At 69.1% G+C, this 2614-nt stretch carries 2 protein-coding genes; both read left to right on the top strand.

What is annotated here, in order from left to right:
* A partial coding sequence (locus HUK84_RS14640; protein ID WP_176640943.1) for a cytosine permease occupies positions 1-1092 on the top strand: 1092 nt, incomplete at its 5' end.
* A 7-nt stretch (positions 1093-1099) separates the two neighbouring features.
* The coding region (locus tag HUK84_RS14635; protein WP_176640942.1) for an efflux RND transporter permease subunit at positions 1100-2614 on the top strand (1515 nt) is incomplete at its 3' end.

The raw sequence follows: 2614 nt of genomic DNA, 5'->3' as shown, positions 1-2614 counted from the left end.
CAGATGGAGGCGTCGCGCCGGGCGCTGGGGCGGCTGGGCGTGCGGCCGCCCGCGCTGCTGAACTGGATCTATTGCGTGGGCTGGGACGCGGTGAACAACGTGCCGGCGGCCACCGCGCTGATCGCCTTCCTGTCGGTTGCGGCGGGGGTGAGCCCGCCCTTCTGGCTGGCGCTGGGGGGGCTGGCGGCGGTGCAGATGCTGGCCAGCATCTATGGCCACGACATGGTGCAGGCGTTGCAGAAATATCTGGGCGCGGCGCTGCTGGCGGCCTTTGCGGTGATCGGGGCCCTGTGCCTGCGCCAGGGGGTGGAACAGGGGACGCTGACGGTCGCGGGGGCCCACCATCCGCCCGGGGTGGCGACGATTCTGCTGGCGGTGGCGATCCTGGCCAGTTTCAACCTGTCCTGGGCGTCCTATTCGTCGGATTACACGCGCTATCTGCCGGCGGATGCCGACCCGCGCCGGGTGGTATGGCTGGCGCTGGCCGGGCTGCTGGGATCGGCGGTGCCGTTCCAGGTGCTGGGGCTGCTGACGGCGTCCAGCGTCGCCGAGCCGTCGCCCACCGCGGTGATCGCCAGCCTGCAGCACGCGGCGGGGCCATTGGGGCCGATGGTGCTGGCGGTGATCGCGCTGTCGTCGGTCACGGGCAATTCGTTCAACGACAATACCGCCAGCTACAGCCTGATTTCGGCGGGCATCCATGTGCCGCGCGTGCTGGCGGCGGTGATCACCGCGTCGCTGGGCTATGTCCTGGCGGTGGCGGGAGCGGGGCGGTATGCGGCGCTGTATACCGATTACCTGGTGGTGACGATGTACTGGATCGCGCCGTGGATCGGCATCGTGCTGGCCGACTGGTACCTGGGCGACAGGATGCCGCGCCCGGTGCCGCCGGGCTGGACGCGGGGGGCGACGATCTTCGTCGTCATGTCGGTGGCGACCATTCTGCTGTTTTCGACCAGCCAGCTTTATACCGGCCCGGTCGCGCGGTGGCTGGGCGGGGCGGATATCGGCTATTATGTCGGCTTCGCCGGGGCGGCGCTGTGGTACGGGCGGGGAGCCGCGCGCCGGTCCACCGCGCGGGTGGGCGCGTGAATCGAGCATGAATCCCTGTCGCCCCTTCATCACGCGGCCGGTGATGACGACGCTGCTGTCGATGGCGCTGGTGATCGCCGGGCTGTTCGGCTATCGCGCGCTGCCGGTGGGGGACCTGCCGAACATAGCGGTGCCGATCATCTATGTGGTCGCGACCCAGCCCGGGGCGTCGCCGCAGCAGATGGCGTCTTCGGTCACCACGCCGCTGGAGCGGCGGCTGGGGCAGATTTCGGGCATCAGCAGCATCGAGTCCGATTCGACCGACAGCACGGCGTTCATCCTGCTGACCTTCGACGACAGCCGGAACATCGACGGCGCGGCCAACGACGTGCAGGCGGCGCTGCGCGCGGCGATGCAGGACATGCCGGCCACCTTGGACATGGTGCCGCAATATTGGAAGGCCAATCCGGCCGACAGCCCGATCATGGTGATGGCGCTGACGTCGGATACGCGGCCGATCGCCGAGCTGTACGACATCATGCAGACCCACCTGCAGCCGATGCTGTCGCAGGTGAAGGGCGTGGGGTGGATCCAGATCACCGGCAGTTCGGCGCCCGCCGTGCGGGTGGAGATGGACCCGTATCCGCTGTTCAAATACGGGATCGGGTTCGAGGATATCCGATCGGCCCTGGCGTCGGCCAATGCCAACACGCCCAAGGGATTCGTCGATGTGGGCACCCAGCGCTACACGCTGGCGACCAACGACCAGGCGCGGCACGCGGCGCAGTATCGCGACCTGGTGGTGGGGTACCGCAACGGCCGCCCGGTGCGGCTGGCGGACCTGGCCGAGGTGCATGACGGGGTGCAGGACGAGCGGCAGACCGGCTATTTCAACAATCATCGCGCGGTGATGGCCATCGTCCGGCCGCAGCCCGGGGCGAATGTCATCCGCGTGATGGACGCGATCCGCGCCCGCACGCCGGCGATGATCGCCGCCCTGCCGGCGGGCGTGACCCTGACCCCGGCGATGGACCGGTCGATCACCATCCGCGCGTCGCTGGGCGATACGCAACTGACGCTGCTGATTTCGGTGCTGCTGGTGGTGGCGGTGGTGCTGGTGTTCCTGCGGGCGCCGCGATCGACGCTGATCCCCGCGATCACGGTGCCGATCTCGCTGGCCGGGACGCTGGCGGCGATGTACCTGCTGGGATTCTCGCTGGATACGCTGTCGCTGATGGCGCTGACGATCGCAACCGGGTTCGTGGTCGACGACGCGATCGTGGTGGTGGAGAACATCGCGCGCCACATGGAGGCCGGGCAGTCGCGCGCCGAGGCCGCGATGCGGGGGGCGGGCGAGATCGCGTTTACCGTGCTGTCGATCACCATCGCGCTGGTCGCGGTGTTCCTGCCGCTGCTGCTGATGCCGGGGACGCCGGGCAAGATCTTCTATGAATTCGCGATGACGCTGGCGGTGACGGTGACGGTGTCGCTGTTCCTGTCGATCAGCCTGACGCCGATGATGTGCGGCCTGCTGCTGGACGTGGCGCACGGCGCGCCGCTGCCGGCGGGGGCGTCGGCGCTG

The organism is Nguyenibacter vanlangensis, from assembly GCF_013376155.1.
GTDB lineage: Bacteria > Pseudomonadota > Alphaproteobacteria > Acetobacterales > Acetobacteraceae > Gluconacetobacter > Gluconacetobacter vanlangensis.
The sequence above is the reverse complement of the archived record's forward strand: the minus strand, read 5'-3'. Positions and strand labels throughout refer to the sequence as shown.